Below are 9,259 nucleotides of genomic sequence, written 5' to 3'. Positions count from 1 at the left end.
TTTTTATTCTATTTATTAATTATCAGACTTTTATTTTTTCCTGTTATAAAACATTAAAATGTTTTAAAATAAAATAATAAATCCAATTTAGATAAATATTTAAAACATTCAGTTTAAAGGATAATGACTTTATTCATATTAGCCCTATACACATTCTTTTGCAAGAAAATTAGCCAGATAAAACAAATAATATAAAATGATTTCATTTCTTAACAAAAGGATAATATACTGTTATAATAAAGAAAATATTTTTAAGTCATATATCATATACTATAACCAACCAAATAGAAGAAAAATAAAAATAATAGAGATAAATTATATTTAAGGAGAAAAAATGAAATCTAACAATGTTGTTTATCGTGAAGTTCCTATTGAAAAACTTAGATGGAATTTTGATTTAGATAAATTTGATTTTTCCTCTACTAATGACTTAAAACCATGTGAAAAAATACTTGGTCAGGAAAGAGCGCTAAAAGCTTTGGAATTAGGCCTTGATATGGAATTTCTTGGTTATAATCTTTTTATTACCGGGAAACCAGGTACCGGAAGAAGCAGCACCATTAAAAAATTGTTATTGAATAGAAAAAGAAATGGTATTATCTTTGATGATAAATGTTATGTCCATAATTTTAAAGATCCTGATATGCCCAAAGCAATTAGTTTACCAGCCGGACATGGAAATAAGTTTAAAAAAGATATGGACAACTTAGTCAATACATTGAAAAAGCACATACCTTCTCTTTTAGAAAGTGATAAATACCAAAAAAGCAAAGAAGCGATTACAGAAAATTTTAAAAAGAAACAACATTCTTTGGTTAAAGATTTTGAAGACCGGGTTAAATCCGAAAACTTCACAGTTGTTCAGGTTCAGATAGGTCCTTATACTAAACCTGACATCCTGCCTGTTATTGATAAAAAACCAATTAATTTAGAAAATTTAGAAAATATGGTAGCAGAAAAGAAATTTTCAAAAGAGGAGTTTGAGAAAATTAAACAAAAACATCAGCAATTCACACATGAAATTACAAAAATATCCAAAAAAATAAGTGATTTGCAGAAAGAATTTAACAAAAAATTGGCAGAACTGGAAAACAGGATTATTACTCCGTTAGTAGAAGATGTAATTAAGGACATTCAAAAAAAGTATACCAATAAATCAATAGATGATTATTTAAAAGAAGTGAAAAAAAATGTTTTGGAAAATATAAATAGATTTACCGCCAAAGAAGAACAACCATCCCCTATTCCCGGTTTAAAATTTCCTCAGGCAAAAGATGAATTCACCGACTTTTCTGTGAATGTTTTAGTTGATAATTCTGATACCTCAAATTCACCGATAATTATTGAAACACATCCTTCATATAAAAACCTTTTTGGTATTATAGAAAGACGGATGGACAGGACCGGTCATTGGATAACTGATTTTACTAAAATAAAAGCAGGTTCTTTATTAAAAGCCAATGGGGGTTTTTTAGTCGTCAATGCCCTGGATGTATTACTGGAACCCGGTGTTTGGCCTTCTCTTAAAAGAACATTATTAAACCAGAGAATAGAACCTGAAACATATGACCCATTTCCTATGTTTAGCACCTCTGCATTAAAACCTGAACCAATAGAGTGCAATGTTAAAGTTATCATGATTGGAGATCCTTATATTTATCAACTTCTCTACTTCAGGGATGAGGACTTCAGTAAAATTTTTAAGGTTAAAGCAGATTTTGATACTGTAACCGAAAATGATGATGAAAATGTTTATCAGTATGCCTGTTTTATAAAGCATCTATGCGAAAGAGAAAATTTACTTCCCTTTGATAAAAGCGGAATAGCCGGTGCAATTGAATATGCAGTGAGATTGGCAGGTAGAAAAAACAAGATATCTACACATTTTAACAGCCTTGTTGACTTGCTCAGGGAATCTGATTACTGGGCAAGGAGAGATAATAAAAAAATTACTGAGAAAAAACATGTTAACCAGGCCATAGAGGAGAAAATAGAAAGACTGAATCTAATTGAAAACAAGATTCAGGAAATGATTGAACAAGGTACTTTAATGATTGATACAGAAGGTTGTGTAATCGGCCAGGTTAATGGGCTTTCTGTTTATAATTTAGGAGAATACTCGTTTGGCAAACCTACAAGGATTACCGCCAGAACTTCTATGGGAAGAGCCGGAATAATAAATATTGAAAGGGAAGCCGACTTAAGCGGAAAAACACACAATAAAGGTGTGCTTATCTTAAGTGGCTATTTAAGATCTAAATATGCTCAGGATAAACCATTAACTGTCAGTGCCAGCATTTGCTTTGAGCAGTCATATGCAGGAGTTGATGGTGATAGTGCCTCTTCGACTGAAGCATATGCACTTATTTCCAGTATTACAAATATTCCACTAAGACAGGATATAGCGGTTACCGGTTCTGTAAATCAAAAAGGTGAAATTCAAGCTATCGGTGGGGTAAACCAGAAAATTGAAGGATTTTATGATGTTTGTGTGGCAAAAGGATTGACAGGTACTCAAGGTGTAATAATTCCTGAAGCGAATATCTCAGACCTCATGTTAAGAGAACATGTTGTTCAGGCAATTAAAGAAAATAAATTCCATCTTTTTTCTGTTAAGACTATTGATGAAGGTATAGAAGTTTTAACGGGTAGAAAAGCCGGTAAAATGTTAAAAAACGGTAAATTTGAAAAGAATTCCATAAATGACCTGGTAAGCCGGAAGCTTTTGGAATTCGCCGTTAAATTAAGAGAATTTGGCAAAGAAAAAAACACTGGAAAGCAAAAAAAATAAGTAAACATATTCTTTTTTTTATTTAATAGTTTTGCTACCAATTGTTACAATATAATCAGTCTTTGTTTGGCATTTAATATAATTTTTCCTATTAAAGAGATTTAGGGGGATATCAATAATGAAAATAAAATTAAAAAAAAGTATTTTATCTGCATTTTTTCTATTTCTTCTTTTTTTAGTACCAATTTCTCCGGTTTTAGCAGGCAACTCTGATAACACCCAGCTTGAACAACTATTACAATCAATAATTGAAGAAAAAAGTAACATTGAAAATGCTTATACTTTTATCAATGTAGGCAACTTTTTTTTAGAGAACGAATTATACAAACCAGCTCAGGAGGAATATAAAAAAGCACTTGAAATTGACCCATTCAATAAGATGGCACTGGTAAATTTAAGTTACGCTTTGTATAGAGAAGAAGAACATGACGAGGCTTTTGAGATTCTGACAGACTTAACTGTGAATGATACTGCTAATGCACATGCTTATTATGTTAAAGGCCTGATATACAAGGATCAGAGAAAAATTGATGAAGCTATTGAGCAATATGAAAAAGTAATTGATTTAATACCAAATCACCAACAATTGAATGCTGAATTAGGACAGCTTTATCTTGATAACCACCAGTTAATAGAAGCAAATGAGAGATTTACTGAAATGGGATACTCTCAATTGCGACCTAATATTATGGAAAAAATTACTGATTATCAAGTTAATGCTTATTGTTATCTACACTTAGGAAATTATTATAGAAATATAAATGAAATAGAAAAAGCACAACAGGCATACCAAACTGCAACACAGTTTAAAAACGACAATAGATCAATTGCTTTAGCACATTTCTATTTAGGAGAAATCAAGCTTTCGGAACAAGAGTATGAAAAGGCAATTATAGAAAAAATATTAGCCCAAAGAATGTATCCTCTTGGTGAGCATAATTTTACTTTTAATACTTTTGCAGAGGCTTTTATTGAAATTGGCGATATGTATTATCACGAAGCTAATCTTCCTGAGGCTTTGAATAATTATGAGCTTGCCACAAACATGGGTTCTGCTCAAGATATTTTAGCCTTAGCACATTACAAAAAAGGTCTTACTTACTATCGAAGTCAGGATTATGAAAACTCCTTAAGAGAAGCAGAAACAGCCCTATCCCTGAATCCTGATTACCTGTCTGACCAGCAAAGATTAATTGACCTGCTTGTAGCTAATAGCTGGTCAAAAATAACTGGTAATAAATAATTTATGAGTTAAGTACAAACTTAATTTATAAATAATCAATATTAATTCTCTGAAAAAATTTAGAAAGGAGAACTAAAAATGAGTGGAACTCAATTCCTTAAAGGGTTAGCTATTATCTTAGTTGGAATTATTCTCTTATTGAATAATTTTAACATACTGGACTGGTCTGTCTGGTATAATATATTAAGACTCTGGCCTTTACTTCTAATTAGTCTGGGTATCAGCTTAATATTCAGGAGAAGACTTTCCTGGCTTGCCCCACTGGTAATAGTATTAGGAATCATTATTGGTGCTGTTGCCGGCAATATGGGTATAGATTTGCACTTGGAAGGTAAAATAACTACTCAGACCCAAACACTTCAAAGAGAACTTGAATTAACACCGGTTGTTAAAGAATCCACGCAGGAGGATGATTACGTCCCCCAAACAGAAGAAGATGTTGAGGAAATCCCTAAAGAGGAAAGTGACACTGAAATTAGTATTGATGAAGAGGAGTCTGTTGAAGTAATTGAAGAAGAAATCGAAGAAGAACTCATAATAGCACCTAATATTCAAAAGGCCAACCTTCATTTGAGCTATGATATTGGCTTTTTTAAACTTGAATTCCCTACTCCCCTTTTATATCAATGCCAGGTAAGTTACAGGTATCCGGAATTTAAACCTGTTGAAGATTATTCACTTTCAGATAATGAAGCTAATATTCATATATATCATGATTCTATCTCGTCTTCCAGTAAACAATTTCGCAGTCCTAATAATAACATTGATTTGAAGCTTAACAAAGAAATGATTTATGAAATACTTATTGAAACAGGTGCCACAACCATCGATTATGATCTTTCAAATTTTAAAGTAGAAAAATTAACAATAAAAAGTGGAGCATCTGACATAAGCTTAATTACTCCTCAATACAATGGGGAAATTACTATCGACTCAGGGGTATCTAAGATTGATATAGGTATTCCGGCTAATGTTGGAGTTGCTCTTAATTTGGATACCGGGTTAAGCATGAAAGAACTGGATGATAAATTTACATCAGAAGAAAATAACAATTTTATTTCAGAAAACTATAATGATGCAGAATACAAGGTAAGCATAGACATTGATTCCGGTTTATCACAGATAAATATTCATTACCTGTAAGAATTTAAAATTAGCATAAATAAAAAATTATTTTCTAAATTAATTAAGGATGGGTATTAGATTGGATATTATATAATATAAATCCTACCCATCCTTAATTTTTTGTTTCTTTTCTAATTGACTATCACAACTGTTTTATTCTTTGTTTACCACAAATTGCTTATGCTATTGCAATTATACAATCTTCGAAAACACTATTTCTTTATTATCATCACACTCAACCCTGACATTATCATTTTCCTTTATTGCCCCTTCCAGCATTTGCAATGCCAATGGATCCTGGACATGCTTTTGTATGGTTCGTTTTAAAGGCCTGGCTCCATATTGAGGATCAAAACCTCTTTGGGCAAGTAATTCCTTTGCTTTTGTAGTAACACTTAATATAATATTTTTTTCTTCTAATCGCTTCTTTAAAATATCAAGCTGAATATCGACAATTTTAATAATCTGATCCTTATCCAAACGGTTGAAAGTAATAATTTCATCCACACGATTCAAAAATTCAGGTTTAAAATGATTCCTCAAAACCTGATTTATTTGCTGTGTCATTTCATCCTTGTTTGATAAATCCATCTGATATATATATTCACTGGCAATATTAGAGGTCATAATAAGAATCGCATTTTTAAAATTAACAATTCTCCCCTGTCCATCTGTTAGCCTTCCGTCATCCATGATTTGCAATAAAATATTAAAAACATCACTATGGGCTTTTTCTATTTCATCAAACAGTATTACTGAATAGGGTCTTCGTCTTACAACCTCTGTCAGTTGCCCTCCTTCTTCATATCCAACATAACCGGGAGGGGCACCAATTAATCTTGCTACACTATGTTTTTCCATATATTCAGACATATCAATTCTAATCAGGGAATTTTCATCATTAAACAGAAAAGCCGCCAAACTCCTGGCTAATTCTGTCTTACCTACTCCTGTTGGACCCATAAAAATAAAAGAACCCACAGGTCTGTTCGGATCAGAAATCCCTACTCTGGAACGCCTTATGGCATTTGATACCAGGCTTACAGCTTCATCCTGGCCAACAACCCTTTTTTTCAGTTCCTCTTCCATCTTAATTAATTTTTCAGTTTCTCCCTCCATTAATCGACCTACGGGAATATTAGTCCATTTTGAAACAATTTGAGCTATATCTTCTTCAGTAATCTCTTCTTTCAACATTCTTGAACTCTTCTGTAATGAAGATATTTTTTTGTTATTATCTTCCAGTTGTTTTTCCAATTCAGGGATTCTACCATATTTTATCTCAGCAGCAAGGTTTAAATCCCCATTTCTTTCAGCTTGTTCACTTTCAGTCTTTGCACCTTCCAGGTCACTTTTGATTTTATTTATTTTTTGAATAATTTCTTTTTCATGGTTCCATCTGGATGTCAGGCTATTTTTCTGTTCTTCCAAATTACTCAATTCTTTATCAATATTTTTAATCTTATCCCTGGCAACATTGTCATTATCCTTCTTTAATGCCTGCTTTTCTATCTGGAGTTGCATAATTTTTCTTTCTATTTCATCGATTTCTATCGGCATACTATCTATTTCCATTCTTAATCCGGATGCTGATTCATCGACTAAATCTATAGCCTTATCAGGCAAAAAACGATCAGTAATATAGCGATTAGATAATGTTGCAGCCGCTATTAATGCCGAATCCATTATTTTTACACCATGATGAACTTCATATCGCTCTTTTAATCCGCGTAATATGGCAATTGTATCCTCCACAGTAGGTTCTTTTACCAGTACCATCTGGAATCTTCTTTCAAGAGCTGCATCTTTTTCAATATATTTACGATACTCTTTTAATGTTGTTGCTCCAATACAATGCAACTCACCCCTTGCCAGGGCAGGCTTAAGCATATTTGAGGCATCAATTGCTCCCTCAGCTGCTCCTGCACCAACTAATGTATGCATCTCGTCAATAAACAATATTATTGAGCCTTCTGCCTTTTCTACTTCCTTTAAAACTGCCTTAAGTCTATCCTCAAATTCACCTCTAAACTTTGCTCCTGCAACCAGTGAACTAATATCTAAAGTTACAACTCTTTTATTCTTTAATCCTTCCGGTACATCTCCGCTAACTATTCGACGTGCCAGCCCTTCAGCAATTGCTGTTTTGCCAACCCCGGGCTCACCGATTAACACAGGATTATTCTTTGTTCTTCTTGATAATACCTGCATCACTCTCCTTATCTCATCATCCCTTCCTATCACCGGATCTAATTTACCCTGTCTTGCTAATTGAGTCAAATCCCGAGAATATTTCTCTAATGCCTGATATTTTTCTTCCGGGTTCTGATCTGTGATTCTCTGGTTTCCTCTTATAGTCATTAAAGAGCGGAAAATACTATCTCTGTTAATGCCTTTGTTTCTAAAATACTGCTCAAAGGAGCTGTTTTCTAACTCAATCAAGGCTAAAAATAAATGTTCTGTACTAATATATTCATCTTTTAGTTTAGCTGCTTCCTGAACGGCCTTATTAAAAACAACATTTAGTTCATTTCCAACATATTGATTATTTCCTCCGCCGGAAATGCTGGGAAATTTTTGTAACTTTTTTTCTAAAAAAGATTTTAAATCTGAAATATCAATTTCTAATTTATTTAAAACTGATGGTACGATACCATCCTTTTGTTGTATTAATGCAAGAAGCAAATGCTCACTTTTAATCTCCTGATGATTGTATTGTAAAGCTAATTGCTGAGCCTGACCAATTGCTTCCTGCGCTTTAACTGTATATTTATCAAATTGCATTTTGCTTAACTCCTTTCCATAAGCTTATCTCTTATTATTATTATACTGCTATTGTCAATTATCCAAATATCGTAATAATATAATATAATTAAAATATTATTTTATTATTTTTCAAAAATGATTGTTAATCTGATAAACAAATTTCCTGCTTTTCTCTTAGCAGTAATTCTGTTACAGTATCAGCATTGCAATGAAGTTTTAATAAATTATCCAGCTCATCCCTTGCTTGAATAATAGTCGATTCAGGAATAGCATCAATACCATCTATATTGATGACAATTCTCTGAGAACCGGTAGTAATCTTTGAAAATTCTGCATTCCGCCAATTCCACCTTCTACACATAACCTGATTACTTTTGTCATCATAATAGATTACTTCACCTTTTACCGGGTGTTCAGTTTCTGTACTGCCTAATCCGGTAAACAGTTCATTTCCGGTTGCAAAACCTAAATAGAGATTACCAGAAATACTATCTATGTCATCTCCACCGCAAGGAACAAGATATTTTATAGAGATATAATTAAAAAGAGTAACAACAGAATTTATAAAAGGCAATCCTCCCCCATAAGCTACTCTGGATAACAGTGCTTTTATAGACGGCGGATATTGCTCCGGATTGGAATTAAATTTAATATGTGCCTCGTCCCATGCTTTAACAAAAGGATGTTCGTTATAATCTATGTTTTCAGATTGTCTTTGCTTTATAATATTATTCAGTGGCTTCTTAATTCTCTTGTTTTTTTCAGCAACTTTTATATCCCTGACAATAATAACTCCTCGTTTGAACTCCGGATATCTTACAAAAATATCTGAACTAATTTTTATTTTTCGTTTATGCACTTCTCCTCCTGATAATTATCATAGCCACGTCTAATTAAATGTATCGTAATAAACTTATCCAGTCCAATCAGATAAAAAAATAGTTTTACATTATATTTTTTAATTATTTTGGTTTAAGTGGCGGTATATTCTTCATTTTTTCCATTTTTTTTATTTCATCTCGTAACTCAGCGGCTTTTTCATAGTTTTCTTTATCAACCTCATCCTGTAGTTGATTCTTAAGTTGAACTAACCGTTTGGTAATATCCTCTTCCCTGGAAGTATGAGAAATGGATGCCTTTCTCATCACATCATTTGATATAAAGATAGACACTCCTAATCTCAGGGCAATAGCAATAGCATCACTTGGTCTGGCATCTACCAATAATTGTTCTTCTCCCTTTTTTAACCATAGTGTTGCATAATAGGTATTATTTTTTATATCTGAAATTACAACTCTTTCTATTTGCAACCCGGCAACTTCGATTATATTTTT

Annotated in this window: 6 protein-coding genes; 3 read left to right on the top strand and 3 right to left on the bottom strand. The window is 32.5% G+C overall.

What is annotated here, in order from left to right; genetic code table 11:
• Window positions 1-334: 334 nt before the first annotated feature.
• From PHQ99_01420 to PHQ99_01410, 3 genes are all read left to right on the top strand, one after another.
• A complete protein-coding gene (locus tag PHQ99_01420) occupies window positions 335-2,791 on the top strand; it encodes an ATP-binding protein (protein MDD4288238.1) in 2,457 nt (818 codons plus the stop codon).
• Window positions 2,792-2,909: 118 nt separating this feature from the next.
• Window positions 2,910-4,034 carry a tetratricopeptide repeat protein gene (locus tag PHQ99_01415; GenBank protein MDD4288237.1) on the top strand — a complete coding sequence of 375 codons (1,125 nt, stop codon included), beginning with the start codon at window positions 2,910-2,912 and terminating at the stop codon, window positions 4,032-4,034.
• Window positions 4,035-4,112: 78 nt separating this feature from the next.
• Window positions 4,113-5,177 carry a DUF5668 domain-containing protein gene (locus PHQ99_01410; GenBank protein MDD4288236.1) on the top strand — a complete coding sequence of 355 codons (1,065 nt, stop codon included), beginning with the start codon at window positions 4,113-4,115 and terminating at the stop codon, window positions 5,175-5,177.
• 174 nt (window positions 5,178-5,351) lie between these two features.
• Here PHQ99_01410 and clpB read toward each other — a convergent pair whose 3' ends face one another.
• The 3 genes from clpB to PHQ99_01395 form a co-directional block, all read right to left on the bottom strand.
• Window positions 5,352-7,943, bottom strand: a complete 2,592-nt coding sequence (gene clpB / locus PHQ99_01405) for an ATP-dependent chaperone ClpB (protein ID MDD4288235.1) — start codon at window positions 7,941-7,943, stop codon at window positions 5,352-5,354.
• 124 nt (window positions 7,944-8,067) lie between these two features.
• Entirely contained in the window at window positions 8,068-8,784 is a 717-nt protein-coding gene (locus PHQ99_01400) for a phenylalanine--tRNA ligase beta subunit-related protein (protein ID MDD4288234.1), read from the bottom strand.
• Between the two features lie 103 nt (window positions 8,785-8,887).
• Window positions 8,888-9,259, bottom strand: a 372-nt coding sequence (locus tag PHQ99_01395; protein ID MDD4288233.1) for a DUF151 domain-containing protein, incomplete at its 5' end; no start/stop codon positions are given.

The organism is Atribacterota bacterium, assembly GCA_028703475.1.
Taxonomy (GTDB): Bacteria; Atribacterota; Phoenicimicrobiia; order Phoenicimicrobiales; family Stramentimicrobiaceae; genus JAQVMU01.
The sequence above is the reverse complement of the archived record's forward strand: the minus strand, read 5'-3'. Positions and strand labels throughout refer to the sequence as shown.

Bases quoted from the DNA above. Each gene is read 5' to 3' on its own strand.
- PHQ99_01420 (MDD4288238.1), top strand. From the start codon at position 335: ATGAAATCTAACAATGTTGTTTATCGTGAAGTTCCTATTGAAAAACTT.
- PHQ99_01415 (MDD4288237.1), top strand. From the start codon at position 2,910: ATGAAAATAAAATTAAAAAAAAGTATTTTATCTGCATTTTTTCTATTT.
- PHQ99_01410 (MDD4288236.1), top strand. From the start codon at position 4,113: ATGAGTGGAACTCAATTCCTTAAAGGGTTAGCTATTATCTTAGTTGGA.
- clpB (MDD4288235.1), bottom strand. From the start codon at position 7,943: ATGCAATTTGATAAATATACAGTTAAAGCGCAGGAAGCAATTGGTCAG.